This is a genomic window from Allochromatium palmeri, assembly GCF_009720725.1.
GTDB classification, from domain to species: Bacteria; Pseudomonadota; Gammaproteobacteria; order Chromatiales; family Chromatiaceae; genus Thermochromatium; species Thermochromatium palmeri.
Genome location: NZ_WNKT01000030.1, coordinates 1 through 12,951, shown reverse-complemented (window position 1 = coordinate 12,951; position 12,951 = coordinate 1). Strand labels below are relative to the sequence as shown.

Annotated in this window: 13 protein-coding genes; 8 read left to right on the top strand and 5 right to left on the bottom strand. The window is 58.7% G+C overall.

The window, feature by feature from the left end; all coding sequences use genetic code 11:
• Window position 1 precedes the first annotated feature (1 nt).
• The 4 genes from GJ668_RS13160 to GJ668_RS13145 are packed head-to-tail and all read left to right on the top strand — an operon-like array spanning window position 2 to window position 3,897.
• A complete protein-coding gene (locus GJ668_RS13160) occupies window positions 2-1,261 on the top strand; it encodes a beta-ketoacyl-[acyl-carrier-protein] synthase family protein (protein ID WP_155450609.1) in 1,260 nt (419 codons plus the stop codon).
• Between the two features lie 55 nt (window positions 1,262-1,316).
• Window positions 1,317-2,555: a beta-ketoacyl-[acyl-carrier-protein] synthase family protein gene (locus tag GJ668_RS13155; RefSeq protein WP_222930787.1), complete on the top strand. Its 1,239-nt coding sequence runs from the start codon at window positions 1,317-1,319 to the stop codon at window positions 2,553-2,555.
• Window positions 2,555-3,031 carry an acyl-CoA thioesterase gene (locus tag GJ668_RS13150; RefSeq protein ID WP_155450607.1) on the top strand — a complete coding sequence of 159 codons (477 nt, stop codon included), beginning with the start codon at window positions 2,555-2,557 and terminating at the stop codon, window positions 3,029-3,031. The genes GJ668_RS13155 and GJ668_RS13150 overlap by 1 nt, the downstream gene beginning before the upstream one ends.
• Complete coding sequence (locus GJ668_RS13145; RefSeq protein WP_186343092.1) at window positions 3,010-3,897, top strand: polyketide synthase dehydratase domain-containing protein; 888 nt, start codon at window positions 3,010-3,012, stop codon at window positions 3,895-3,897. The genes GJ668_RS13150 and GJ668_RS13145 overlap by 22 nt, the downstream gene beginning before the upstream one ends.
• Window positions 3,898-3,901: 4 nt before the next feature.
• On the opposite strand, the gene GJ668_RS13140 is transcribed toward GJ668_RS13145, so the two are convergent.
• Window positions 3,902-4,291, bottom strand: a complete 390-nt coding sequence (locus GJ668_RS13140; protein WP_155450605.1) for a hypothetical protein — start codon at window positions 4,289-4,291, stop codon at window positions 3,902-3,904.
• A 57-nt stretch (window positions 4,292-4,348) separates the two neighbouring features.
• Here GJ668_RS13140 and GJ668_RS13135 point away from each other — a divergent pair, with 57 nt between their 5' ends.
• From GJ668_RS13135 to GJ668_RS13120, 4 genes are all read left to right on the top strand, one after another.
• Window positions 4,349-5,095 carry a glycosyltransferase family 25 protein gene (locus tag GJ668_RS13135; protein WP_343032216.1) on the top strand — a complete coding sequence of 249 codons (747 nt, stop codon included), beginning with the start codon at window positions 4,349-4,351 and terminating at the stop codon, window positions 5,093-5,095.
• Window positions 5,092-8,163, top strand: a complete 3,072-nt coding sequence (locus tag GJ668_RS13130) for a methyltransferase domain-containing protein (protein ID WP_186343091.1) — start codon at window positions 5,092-5,094, stop codon at window positions 8,161-8,163. Before GJ668_RS13135 ends, GJ668_RS13130 begins: the two co-directional genes overlap by 4 nt.
• Window positions 8,160-8,969 (top strand): polysaccharide deacetylase family protein, encoded by an 810-nt coding sequence (locus GJ668_RS13125; RefSeq protein WP_155450602.1) that lies wholly within the window; start codon window positions 8,160-8,162, stop codon window positions 8,967-8,969. Before GJ668_RS13130 ends, GJ668_RS13125 begins: the two co-directional genes overlap by 4 nt.
• A 109-nt stretch (window positions 8,970-9,078) precedes the next feature.
• Window positions 9,079-9,672 carry a DUF4410 domain-containing protein gene (locus GJ668_RS13120; RefSeq protein WP_155450601.1) on the top strand — a complete coding sequence of 198 codons (594 nt, stop codon included), beginning with the start codon at window positions 9,079-9,081 and terminating at the stop codon, window positions 9,670-9,672.
• Between the two features lie 64 nt (window positions 9,673-9,736).
• Here GJ668_RS13120 and GJ668_RS13115 read toward each other — a convergent pair whose 3' ends face one another.
• The 4 genes from GJ668_RS13115 to gloA all read right to left on the bottom strand — a co-directional run bounded on the left by GJ668_RS13115 (window position 9,737) and on the right by gloA (window position 12,622).
• Complete coding sequence (locus GJ668_RS13115; RefSeq protein ID WP_155450600.1) at window positions 9,737-10,453, bottom strand: YceI family protein; 717 nt, start codon at window positions 10,451-10,453, stop codon at window positions 9,737-9,739.
• 1 nt (window position 10,454) lies between these two features.
• The gene (locus GJ668_RS13110) at window positions 10,455-11,012 is read right to left on the bottom strand and encodes a YceI family protein (RefSeq protein ID WP_155450599.1); all 558 of its coding nucleotides are present in this window, start codon (window positions 11,010-11,012) and stop codon (window positions 10,455-10,457) included.
• The gene (locus GJ668_RS13105) at window positions 11,009-11,563 is read right to left on the bottom strand and encodes a cytochrome b (protein ID WP_155450598.1); all 555 of its coding nucleotides are present in this window, start codon (window positions 11,561-11,563) and stop codon (window positions 11,009-11,011) included. Before GJ668_RS13105 ends, GJ668_RS13110 begins: the two co-directional genes overlap by 4 nt.
• A gap of 657 nt (window positions 11,564-12,220) precedes the next feature.
• The gene (gene gloA, locus GJ668_RS13100; RefSeq protein WP_155450597.1) at window positions 12,221-12,622 is read right to left on the bottom strand and encodes a lactoylglutathione lyase; all 402 of its coding nucleotides are present in this window, start codon (window positions 12,620-12,622) and stop codon (window positions 12,221-12,223) included.
• Window positions 12,623-12,951 lie beyond the last annotated feature (329 nt).

Genomic DNA, 12,951 nt, shown 5'->3' with positions numbered 1-12,951 from the left:
GATGCGACTCTCAGAGGGAAAAAAAGCGGTTATTGTCGGCTATGACGCCATTTCGCCATTGGGTGGCGATCTTGCCCAGCAGTGGCGCAATGCCGTAGCCGGCCGATCCGGTATCGGGCCGCTGACCCGCTTTCCGCTGCGAGAGGATTTTCCAGTTCGTATTGCTGGGCAACTGCCTGATGTCGACCACCTGAGCTATCCCTTTCTCACCGCCCGTCATCAAGCCGCCTGGCATTCTCCGGTATTCAAGTACGGCATGCTCACGGTGGCTCGCGCCCTAGAGCGCAGCGGCATCCAGATCGACTCCGGGCTTGCCCCACGCGTCGCCGTCACCTACAGTTCGGCGGTCGGGGGCATTGATGCGGTGCTCACCGCGGACAGGCGTCTGCAAGCCGAGCAGAAACTGCCCTACCCCTACGCCAATCCCAACTCCTGCATCAACATGATCGGCGGCAAGGTCGCCATGCTCACCGGTGCCAAGGGGCCGATCCTCTCTACGATCACCGCCTGTGCCACCGGCTTGACCTCGATTCTGGTGGGGGCCATGCTCATGGCCCAGAACCGGGCTGATGTTGCCATTTGCGGCGCTGTCGACTGTGCGCTGGTCGAACCGATCCTCGCCGGATTTCACACCATGAACGGCGCCTATTTTCCCAAAAAGGGCGAGGAAAACGAGCCACCCGAACGGGCCAGTCGGCCTTTTTCCGTTGATCGTCGTGGTTTTGTCGTCTCCGAGGGGGCTGGAGCCGTCATTCTCGCCACCAGGGAGTTTGCCGCCGCCCATGGCCTGAGACCCTCGGCCGAGCTGGCCGGTTGGGGTATGACCTCCGATGCCCATCACTTTGTCATGCCGGCCGAAGACACCGTTCGCCAGTGCATGATCGATGCCCTGGGCGATGCAGGCCTGCACAGCGGCGACATCGCCGCGGTCAACGCCCATGCCACCGCGACCAAGGCCGGGGACCGGGTGGAATTCGATGCCCTGCAGACCCTATTTGCAGGGTGCCTGCCACCGGTCAGCGCCAACAAGTCCCTGTTGGGGCATGCCATGGGTGCCTCGAGCATCATCGAAACCATCCTCGCCCTGCGTGGTATGGAAGAAGATCTGTTACTCCCCACAATCAATTATCAACCCGACCCCGAAATGGAACTGGACTGCGTCGCCCAGGGTGCCCGGCCGCTCGTCCAGGAACATGTGCTCAAAAACGCCTTTGGCTTTGGTGGATGCAATGCCTGCGCGGTCTTGAGAAAATTAGTGTAAATGCACCGTTGAGAGAGATCGTCCGCCATTGAGAGCACCAAGCAATAGAAAGGTCGTGGTTCTTGGTTATGGGGCCGCCTCCGCCCTGGGTAATACATTCGCCTCTACCTGGGAAAAGGCGGTGGCTGGAAAGGCCGGGTTTCGCCGCCTGACCCGCTGTACCGTGGAGACCCGCAGTCAGGTGGTCGGTGAGATACCGGACTGGAATCCGAGTGCGCTCCCCTATGTCAGCAGAAAGGATGCATCGCTGTGGAACGCGGATTTTGTCCATCTCACCATGGAGATCTGCCGCCAGGCCCTGGAAGACGCCGGACTGGTGATCGACAACCAGACCGGGCCGCGAACCGCCTGCCTGGTTGGCTCGGCGCTCAACGGCTCCGATGCCTATCGGATCGCCATGGACCACTACACCCGTCTCGGGCCGACCAAGGTCAGCCCCTACCTCCTGCCGAACCTCTGCGCCAATCTTCCCGCCAGCAAGGCGGGGATGCTGCTTGGCTTTACCGGCCCCATCTTCTCGCCCCAGGGTGCCTGTGCCTCGGGAAATCATGCCATCGGTATCGGTGCCCGCATGATCCGGGACGGTGACTGCGATTTCGCCCTGGCCGGTGGCGTCGATACCTGTTTGATTCCAGAGATTATTCTCGGCTTTGCCAATATGCTGGCAACGATCAACGTCGGCCCCAAGGACCGTTCTTTCGACGATCCGACTCAGGCCTCCCGTCCGTTCAGCATCGATCGCAAGGGCTTTGTCCTTGCCGAAGGGGCCGGGGTGCTGGTCCTGGCGGCCGAAGAGGCCGCGCGGGCCCATGGGCTGCTGCCGAGAGCGGAAATCGCCGGAATCGGCTGGAACTCCGATGCCTACCATTTTACTCGGCCCAATGAGCAGACCGTGACCCAGGCCATGCGCGCGGCAATTGATGATGCCGAGATTCGGCCGCAGGATATCGGTGCGGTCAATGCCCATGGAACCTCAACACCCACAGGCGACACGACCGAGGCGCATTGCCTGCGGACCGTGTTCGGTCGCCATGTACAGGGCATCCCGATCTCGGCCAATAAATCGCAAGTTGGTCATAGTCTGGGAGCCTCTGCCGCAATTGAGGCTGCTCTGGGGATTGAGGCTATGCGCCAGGGGCTGGTGTTGCCGACGGTCAACCATCTGCCCGACCCAGCCCTTGCCGATCTGGATGTCGTACCCAACCAAAGCCGCAGGCATCGCCACGAATTTTTTCTCTCCAACTCGTTCGGCTTCGGTGGAACGAACTGCTGCATCGTTTTCAGGGGTCTGTAATGCGTCCGAAACCCTTTGTTCCCGAACCCCACGAGCGCCCATCCTATGTGCGAGACACCAAAACCGGGCTGGTCTGGCACCGCTGCGAACTCCGCACCCTCTATGCGGATACGGACCGCTCCCAGGTGGTCTATCACGCCAATTACCTGCGGTATTTCGAGTTCGGTCGCGCCTCGCTCATGCGTGAGGCCAACTACCCCTACAAGGACATTGAAGATAGCGGTTTCATCTATCCGATCATCAATACCGAGCTCAATTATTATTCACCGCTTTTCTACGATGACCTGATGTATATCCACACGCGACTGGCCCGTTTGGAACTGGTCAAGGTGCAATTTGATTATCTGATTACCAACGCGGAAACCGGTGAGATTTGCTGTACCGGCATGACCCGTCACTGCGCGGTCAATTCCAGGCACATCCCGGTGGAAATCGACGACAAGACGATCGCCCTGTGGAAGCAGTTTCCCTGCTGATGGCCGATACGCGCACCCCAATCCGTATTCCAATTCTCCCCTGGTATTCCGATCATCACTTCGGCGGCCGCGTTATCCTGGCTGGCGTAGAGGCCATGCAGTTGCTGGCCGTTGCGGCGCACGCTGCACATCCAGGCGTGGACGTCCGCACGATGGCCGATGGCCGATTTGCCAAACTGCTTGAACTCCCTGCCGGTGCTTCGAGCATCGATGCGTTGGTGGAGACGGAAGACGGGGAAAACGGGACGATTCGCACACGCTTACTGACCCGAGTCCGAGGCAAGGTCATGACCCGTCTGGTCAGCCATTGCGAGGTGCGTTTTGCCGCTACGTCGGTTGCCGCCCTGCACATGAATCCGTTGCCGCCAGCCCCCGCTGCAGAGTCCTCGGTGAGTATTGACGCTGCGAGGATTTATGAGGAGCTGGTTCCCTTTGGCCCCTCCTTCCGCAGTCTGCAGGACCGGTTATATCTCTCCGCGGAGGCGGCCTGGGGTACGCTTCAGGCCGCGGCACCGGGGGCGAGTGCCGCCCAGCCACTCGGCTCACCCTTTCCTCTGGACGGCGCCATGCACGCCGCCTGCGTCCATGGGCAGCGAATCGTGGATTTCGTTCCCTTTCCGGTGGAATTTACCAGCCGACATGTTTTTAGGCCGACCGTGGCCGGTGAACGATATCGAGCCCAGGCCCTGCTCAAGCAATGGAGGGAGGGTGAGCTGATCTATGATCTGAGTCTTGTCGACGAAGCGGGGCACCTGCGGGAAACGGTCAGTGGGCTGCTGATGCGGGATGTGAGTCAGGGGCTGATCAAGCCACCGGCCTGGGTCAAAACCTTGGGCCCAAGAGGACAAACAGCGCGCAATGGCTAAGACATCAGAGGGGCAGGTCGGGCCGGTACTCTGCTCCCACCCAGGTTAGACAGCGCTCCACGCTCACCCGGGCAAGCCAGCGACCAAAAATCAGGGAGTAGGTTACGCCGGAGAGATACATGCCCGCCAGAAAGACGAGGTGCGACAAACCGTAGATGAGTGGGCCTCCGATGACGACGATCCATGGAGTCTGAAAATGCACGGAGAGAATGCCCAGGGCGGTCACGGCCGGCCAGCCGAGCAGCGAGCCCAGAATGATGAGAAAGACGCCAAGCAACACCTTGGCGGTTGGTTTTTCACGAAAGGCGGCAAGATCTGCCCGCTCTTCGATCGCTGAGCGCACAAAATCGGTGGAGGCCACCCAAAGGATCCATTTTGTAGACAACTGTTTCATCGATGGTCGTTATGTGTTGAGAACAGACTGGGCATCAAGTAGAGCCCATCGAGAGGCGTGAGGCAAGATCGGAGTAGGAACGAGAGGATGAGCCACGGAGCCGAGTGGGATTTTTTTGACGCCATCTACTGCATAACACTTGCGAGCCGACCCGATCGAATGCAGGCCGCAAAGGAGCAGTTTGCCCGGGTTGATCTGGAGGAGCGGATCGAATTCGTTGTTGTGGCAAGGGATGAAGAAGACCCTGTGCGCGGTATTTTCAGCTCGCATCAGCGTTGCCTCTCCCAAGCGCTGGCGGCGGGAGCCCAGCATATCCTGATCTTCGAGGATGATGTTTTTTTTCGGCAGCATAACCCGGAGCGGCTTCGTGAGGCTTGTCGGTTTCTGGAGGATATCGGCACCTGGGACGGTTTTGCACTTGGCTGCCTGACCCGCAGCAGCCGACCGACCAACCGGCGTGGCGTGGTCCGCATCCGCTATCAGTGTCTCACTCATGGCTATGCCCTCAATCGCCCCTTTGCCAAGCGCATTCTGCAGGAATCCTGGCAGGGCGTACCCATTGACACTCTGATCCATCGCCTTGGCGGGGAATTCTATGCCCTGCATCCGATGTGTGCCTTTCAGGGACTGGCGACAAGCGACAACAACACCGTCTGGATCGACCGGTTGCGCTCCATCTTCGGCGGCTTGGCCTTGATCCAAAAAGGCAACGAGGTCTACTGCAACCACAAGTGGCTTATTATTTTCATCCACGTCCTCGTTGCGGCGGGGCTCATCGCGCTTTTTTGGCCGACCTGTTCATGAAATCCACTTCGATCAACTATCCGGCGCTACTCCTCGTCGGCGCAGCGATTGCCTTGTTTGCCTACTTGGGGCTGACCCGGCTGCATATCGACACCGATATTGTCAAGACCCTGCCCGCCCACGAAAAGATCATTGGCGATGCCCTGGAGATTTTTGAGAACCACCCGATCCACGACCAGATTGCGGTGGATCTGATGATCGACCGCCATGCACCGGATCTCTTGGTCTCCTACGGGCAATCCCTGGAGAAACGGATGCGGGCCAGCGGCCTGTTTGCCGAGGTGGGGGGAGGTGATACCAGCGGTTTGCTGCCGGAACTGGCGCATCATGTGGCAACAACGCTGCCCCTGCTGTTCTCCCGTGAGGCGCTGGACACGGCCATCGCGCCTCGGTTGACGGACAGCGCCATCCGCAAGCGGCTGCAACAGGCCATGGCAGGGTTGTCGGGCCTGGACGGCATTGGTCAGGCGGCCTTTCTTCGTCTCGATCCTTTGGGGCTCAAGGATCCGATCCTGGCCAACCTGCTGTCTCTGGCACCATCGCAGGCGGCAACCTTCTATCAGGGATACCTGCTCTCAAGCGATGGGCGGCATCTCCTGGTCACGGCACGGCCGAATGCCGCTGGGACCGATGGCGATGCGGCGCGTAAACTGGCCGATTTCTTTGTCGCGGCAGAAAAAGAACTCTCCCAATCCGCGATATCGGCCGGTGTCCACCTGACTCTCACCCCGGTCGGCGCCTTTCGCGCCGCCCTGGATAACGAGGCCATCATTCGTCACGATGTACAGCTCGCCCTGGGCCTGACCACGGCCGGTCTTGCACTGTTGCTGTTGCTCGCCTTTCCCCGCCCCCTGATCGGCCTGCTCTCGCTCGTACCGGCGGTGGCCGGTATGGCCATGGCGCTCTTTGTGTATTCCCTGCTCCATGAATCGATTTCAATCATGGTCCTCGGGTTTTCCGGGGCCCTGATCTCGATGATGAACGATCACAGCATCGCCTACCTCCTCTTCCTCGACCGTCCCCACAAGACCCGAGGGGCGGTGGCGTCCCGTGAGGTGCAGTCCGTTGGCGGGAACATGGCCCTATTGACCACTATCGGTGCCTTTTTGGCAATCAGCCTGAGTGATTTTCCGGTATTCCGTGAGCTCGGGCAGTTCACCGCCCTGGCCTTTATCTGTACCTACCTCTTCATCCACGTCATTTTTCCACGCCTCTTTCCGGTGATGCCCGCGGGCGGCAAGCGGATCCTGCCCCTGCATTGGTTTGCCGAGCGTCTCTTCAACACCGGCCGTCTCGGGGCGCTGACCGCGCTCGGACTCGCCCTGGTCCTGCTCTTTTTTGCCAAACCAGAGTTCCGCGTCAGCCTCAGCGAGATGAGCACGGTCAGCGCCAAGACTCAGGCCGAGGACCAAATGTTCAGCCAGGTCTGGGGCAATACCGGGAGCAAGGTCTATCTCATGACCAGGGCCTCCTCCCTGGCCGAGCTGCAGAACAAGAACGACCGCTTGCTGGCCCAGATGGAAGAGGATCTGCAGGCAGACCGCATCCTATCCGTGTTTGTGCCCTCCCTCCTGTTTCCCGGCGCGGAGCGCAGTCGAGCGAATTTTGCCGCCTGGCGCTCGTTCTGGACACCGCAAAGGGTGCAGCAGGTACAAAGCACCCTCGTTGACGAGGGGATCACCCTGGGCTTGACAGCCGATGCCTTTGCTCCCTTTTTCGCGCAACTCAAGGCCACGAGCTTGCCTGCACCACCGATCCTCGATGGCCGTTACAACCAGCTCTTTGGCATTACCACCGGGTCGGACGGCCACCTGATCCAGTTCACCGCCCTGACTCCGGGAGAGGCTTACAATGCGCAATCCTTCCTCGAAAAGTATGGCCAGGAGGGCAAGGTCTTTGACGGCAATGATTTCTCCGCCCGCCTGGGCGAGACCCTGTTTTCCACCTTTGCGACCCTGCTGGCGATCATCGCCGCCATGGTGAGCCTGCTGCTCTTTGTGCAGCTACTCAACTGGCGTCTGACCCTGATCACCCTTTCTCCCCTGGTCTTTGCCTTTATCTGCACCCTTGGTACCTTGAGGCTGATCGGCCATCCCCTGGATATCCCTGCCCTGATGCTCTCGGTGGTCATTCTGGGTATGGGCGTGGACTACGCCATCTACACCGTTTGCGGCTGTCAATGGTACGGCACCGTCGATCATCCCGGCCATGTCCTGGTGCGCAGTGCAATCCTCATGGCGGCCGCGACCACCTTTATCGGGTTTGGCGTTCTCTGTTTCGCCCAGCACAGCGCTCTACAAAGCATCGGCTTGACCTCGCTGCTCGGCATCGGCTACTCCCTGCTTGGTACCTTTCTGCTGCTGCCGCCGCTATTGCGCTGGTTTTTTGCCCAAGATCGGACCAGACTCGATCCGGCGGCCACACTTGAGGAGCGCATCCTCTCTCGGTATCGCCTCATCGAGGCTTACCCGCGCGTTTTTGCCCGGTTCAAGCTCCGACTTGATCCGCTGTTTCGTGAACTCCCTCAGTGGCTGGACGGGAAAGGGGAGATACGAAGGATTCTTGATATCGGCTGTGGCTACGGTGTTCCGGCCTGCTGGTGTCTGGAACGGTATCCGGCGGCCGAGGTGATCGGCGTGGATCCTGACGCGTCCCGAGTGCATGTCGCCACCCGTGCCGCCGGCGCAAGGGGAACCATGCTCGTCGGAGCTGCGCCCGATCTTCCGGATATCCCCGGCCCGGTCGATCGGGTCATGCTGCTGGACATGTCGCATTACCTGAACGATGAGCAGCTGGTTGCCACCTGTGCACGCGGCTTCAGGGAGTTGGCAGATGGGGGGCTGGTGTTGATCCGTTTCGTCACTCGGCCCCAGGGACGTCTCTCGGCAACCTGGTATCTTGAGGATTGGCGTACTCGCCTTCGCGGCGGGCGGACCTGGTACCGAAGCCCGGAACAGTGGCAACGGATGCTGACCGATGCCGGCTTTGTTGAGCTTCGACTAGAGACTGCGATCAACAGTGAGCTTTATTGGCTCAGTGGCCGCAAACCTGGGGTGCCGACAACATGAGTAAGCGGCAGTGGCATCGCCGTTTCAGCCTGGCGAAAAAGACGGGCTTGAGCGTGCTGCTCACGGCGATCCCATTGGGCCTCAGCCAGGTTCCCCAGCTTGCCGCCATCCCTTTGGGACTGTTTCTCCTGGTCTGCTTGGGGGCGCCGTTTTTTCCCCGTTCGTCTTTTTTTCTGCCCGTCATCTCCAGAGGGGCGGATGGCCGTGAAGGGATCGCACTCACCTTTGACGACGGCCCTTTTCCCGACTCCACTCCGGTTTTGCTGGAGCTATTGGCACGTTATCGCTTACCGGCCACTTTTTTTGTGGTGGGAGAGCGTGCAGCCGCCCATCCGGAGCTAATCGCCGCCATCCTTGCCCAGGGTCATACCATCGGCAACCATTCCTTCAGCCATGACAACCTGCTCATGCTGCGCGCGTGCGATAGAGTGGAGGCGGATATTCGACAGACCCAGGAGATCCTGGCGAATTTGGGCGTGCGACCGCTGTTTTTCCGACCGCCCATCGGGGTCATCAGCCCTCGCTTGGTGCCGGCACTCGCCTCTCTCAAATTGCAGGCCATGACCTTCAGTTGCCGCATTTTCGACCGTGGCAACCGCAATGTTCACGATTTTGCGGCCAGGGTGGTGCGGAAGATCCGGCCTGGCGACATCCTCCTCCTCCACGACAACCCACCCCAGACGGAAGAGTATAGGGTGTACTGGAAGCAAGAATTGCACTATCTTTTTGCGCGTCTTGCCATGGAAAATCGGATCGTGCCACTCGCCGATCTCATCGGGCAGCCGGTCATGTTGCCGTTAGACTAGCTGTTGCGTCCCGTGTGATCATATGCCGCGAAGGAGCTATCCTTTGTTGCTCACCCGTAGCCACTATCCCTCCACGCCCTGAAGGACAGGGTTTCTCGCAGAGGAACTGATGAAACAGATGCGTATGCTAAAAATCATCTTGATACTGAACCTGCTTTTCCTGTCTGCATGTGCCACCCAGCAAACCGGAAGCGGCGCAGACTCGTCAGCGGATACCAGCCCGGGCGACAGTCAGGCTGCACAACCTGACAGTCCGCTTGACGGCAGATATGACAACATCGTGTTTTATGAGTTTGAAACAACACCGGAGATAAAAAGAGACTATCCCGAAGTGACAGATGAATGTCTGGCAAGCGCAATCTCACATCTTCTGGTGAAAAACGTTTACAAAAAAGTCGAAAAGCGCAGTGGTTCGTATCACCGCCACCAGACTCTTTTGATAAAAACAAAAATCTCCGATATGAGAATTGTAAGCACGGGAGCAAGAATGTGGGGGGGTGCATTTGCCGGCAGTTCATATATGAATCTTGAGGTTAAATTCATAGATGCATCAAGCGGCAGTGTGTTAAGAACAAAGAAAATATCAAGCAACAACAACGCATTCGCAGCAGCCTGGACATTTGGCTCCAATGACAGAAGCCTTGCCTCCGACATGGGAGTAATACTTGCCGACTACATAGTGTCCACAGTACCGAGCAAATAAGGCAAATCTGACCACCGGTCAGGTTTTCTGGGTAGCGGCGTAGGTTGAGCAAGAGCCAACTGCTCTATTTGGCGTAAGAGGCATGAAAATGAGCCAGTGCTTCGATCTGGAACGACAGGTCAAGCCAATCTTCAACCGCGAGTGCGCCGCCGAACAGACTGTAGGGCTTTAAGCCAAATGCCGTTTGGCGGATGCGAAACTGGCCGCTAGCTTGGACTCGCCCGGCGTCTTCCTCGAAGAGGACCGGAACGCGAAGGGTCTGTGTGACGTTGTTCAAGGTGATCTGCACCTGCAGCTCGGACTTCGGCTTCGTTCCGGGGAACCAGGTCGCGGAGATGACAACCCAGGGTGCTCGTTTGGCGTCCAATACGTCGCTCAGCAGATGCTCGCGCGTTCCGGCGATCTCGTCCTCTGTCAATTGCCCTTCAAGCCCAACCCGCTCTCGCAATGCCGGGTTGTCAAACTCGAGCTCGGCGAGCGCGAAGTAGATGTCCGCTCTCGAGCGCGCCGGGTCATCGTCGATCGATACCCCGCCTTTGATGTTCTGCGCGGCGAGGACGTGCTCATGCCCGAGGTGGGCGAGCGAGCCGGTGCGACCGACGCGGATGAGAATTTCCGAGGCATGCGGATCAATTCGATAGAGCACGCGATTGGGCGACTTCGTATCCTGATAGAAGGCGCTAGGGAATTCCGGCGGCACGGATGTCTCAGCCGGAACTGGAGGGGGAGTGCTCGCGCAGGCGCTGATCAACAATGGGACCAGGATCATCCAGTAGCGCATCTCAAGAACTCCTTTCGAGGCGCAGGTTGAATCGTACCTCAACCGGGTGGCCAATCGAACGGCTATCGGACCACTCACCTGTTCCGATCCGAAAGTCGGTTCGGTCCAGCTTGAGCTTGCCGATCATGGTTGCTTCCTTTTCTGAGCCGCTCCAGTTGAAGGGCACCTTGATGGCTTGGGTCACTCCCTTGAGCTTAAGGGTACCTTCGGCCACATAGTGGCCGTTGGCACCACGGATCTGCGAGCTTTCGAATTCAGCTTTCGGGTAACGAGCTATGTCCAGCCATTCGCTCCCGCGAATCGCCTCATTGATGTCCTTGCTGCTCAAATCTGCACTAATGAGGCTCACTGTGACATGCATCTGTCCTGTCTCAGGGCTCGACGGATCAAACCTCAATTGCACCGCGAAGTCCCGAAACTGTCCAATGGTCGGTCGTCCCTCGAAGGTGGGCACGAAGTTGAGTCGACTCGCGGCTCTGTCGACCCGCCACTCATCGGCGGCCGCGGTCGCCGCAATGAGCAAAGGGATGCAAGCGATCAGTCGATGGTGTGGCTTCACGGGCGATTCCTCTTGGAGGGCAGCATACGTATCAGGATCTGGTCGTGCAGGAGGAAGTGATGGCGTAGCGCTGCGGCTATGTGCATGACGACGATCAGTGCGAGTGACGCGAAGAGCACCAGATGAAGCGTTTTCGCGACGGCTCCCAGAGATTCATTGGGCTGAGTGATGGCGGGCAGCGGCACTAGCCAAAAAAGATCAACCGGGATGTTGACAGCGGAATTGATGACCCAACCGGACAGCGGCAGTACGAGCATGAGAAGGTAGAGCAAGGCATGGCTGGCATGCGCAACCCAGTGCTCCCAGGGCTTCATCTCCGCGGGGAATTGCGGCGGCGGACTCAGAAAGCGCCAGATCAGGCGTGCGACGACCAAGAGCAGGATAAGCATGCCGAAAGACTTGTGCCAAACGAATAGATCCAGCTTGACCGGAGAAAGAGACCAGGTCACAGCCGCGATGCCGAGCACTGTCTGCAGGACGATCAAGCCGGCCAGAGTCCAATGGAAAAATTTTGAAATCGATCCCCATCGCTCAGTTGTGTTGCGAAGCATAACAACCTCTGACTAGCTCTCGCCAGATAATCAGTTGAGTTCTTACCGTGAAAGATGCCTTGCGCGGGAGACGAACCCGCTCGTGGCCGCCAAAGCAGCTGAATCAACGCTGTAACCTGTCGTGAAGGCTCAGTTGGCGATGTAGCCGTACTTTTTGAGCATTCGAATCCAACGTGGTGCGTTGCGGTCGACGCTGATGGCTTCTTAAGCGAGCTTTGCGGGTGAGCCGAAGGCGTCCATGTCGGTGCCAATCTCTACCAGCAGCATGGCGGCCCCAATGGCATCAAGTCCCGGAATCGTATCTGACGCGACACCAGACGCAGCTCCCGTAGGTTAACCAGTGGAACGCGCTCATTCATTACCGGTCTTAAACAGCTTCCATGATATAGCTGGCGGAGGTGGTTTCGCACATTTTTCGGCGCACCTGAGGAGCCGGCCGCTCATGGCATCGAACGTCTTTTTTACTATCGTAACGGCACTGGCCTAGGCTTAATCATAGGCCAACACACCTGCGGTTGAAGACATCCTTTTGAAGGATCAGATGGTCCAGATAGGTCCGCGCCTCGTCCAGCCTGGGCGTAGATGTCGCGCTGGGCCTCGACGAAGCGGTTCAGGTCATGGGGATCGGTGGAGGTGGACATCGCTTGGCACTCCCGTCTATCCCTCGCCCGCCACCTGCCCGGCGCCGATGAGTTCGATCGGATAGCCATCGGGATCCTCGACAAATGCGATGATCGTCGTTCCGGCGTTCATGGGACCGGCTTCACGCAAAATCTTGCCGCCAAGCGCCTTGATGCGCTCCACGGCTCCATAGACGTCCTGGACCTCGATGGCGATATGTCCATAGGCATTGCCCAGCTCGTAGCAGTCCACGCCCCAGTTGTAGGTCAGCTCGATGACGCTCTGCTCGGACTCCTCGCCATACCCCAGAAAAGCGAGCGTGAATTCGCCGTCCGGGTAGTCTTTTTGGCGTAGCAGGCGCATCCCGAGCACTTGAGTGTAGAAGTCGATGGAACGCTGTAGGTTACCGGTGCGCAACATGGTGTGAAGGATTCTCATGAGGGACTCCTGATTTGAGTGAGGCGCCGAGCCGATAGAGCCGTCGTTCCAGGGCCTAGCGGGTCAGCATGAGATTGAAATCCACCCCCATGCGCACGGCGGCGACGATTCCAGCCAAACGACCAGTCGGCCAGCTGAGGAAAGCGGCGCAGTTCGCGCTGGGCCAGGGCTTCAGCGGTGTGCAAATCCATAATGTAACAATAATCCATCGACTGAAATGGATTGGACTTTGGACAAAAACACGCTCCTTCCCAGTGCCCAGTAGGCCTTCTTGAAACTTTTCGTGGTATGCATCCGATCAAGCCGTCGCGGTGAGCCTCGGTTGGCGC